The organism is Paraburkholderia sp. SIMBA_030 (genome assembly GCF_046535245.1).
Classification (GTDB): Bacteria; Pseudomonadota; Gammaproteobacteria; order Burkholderiales; family Burkholderiaceae; genus Paraburkholderia.
Genome location: NZ_JAWRXB010000545.1, coordinates 1 through 272 on the forward strand (window position 1 = coordinate 1; position 272 = coordinate 272).

The window sequence follows — 272 nt, forward strand, 5'->3', positions numbered from 1 at the left end:
ATCGTGCAGAACGCCCATCGCGCGGGCGACGCGGGCGGCGTGGCCGCGCTGATCTCGCTGGCGATGCTGGCGATCGGCGCTTCCGCAACGTTTTCGTCGCTCAATTCCGCACTCAATATAGTGTGGCCGCTGGAAGGGCCGCGCGCCTCGTCGGTCATCGCGCTCGTGCGCGTGCGGCTGATCTCGTTCGGCCTCGTACTGGGCGTGGCTTTTCTTCTGATCGTTGCGCTCGTGCTCGACGCGGGCATTACCTTCGTCGGCCAGTGGCTGAT

At 65.8% G+C, this 272-nt stretch carries 1 pseudogene; it reads left to right on the forward strand.

Annotated elements, in window-relative coordinates:
- A pseudogene (locus tag SB772_RS41135) lies at positions 1-272 on the forward strand (hypothetical protein); the annotation flags it as partial.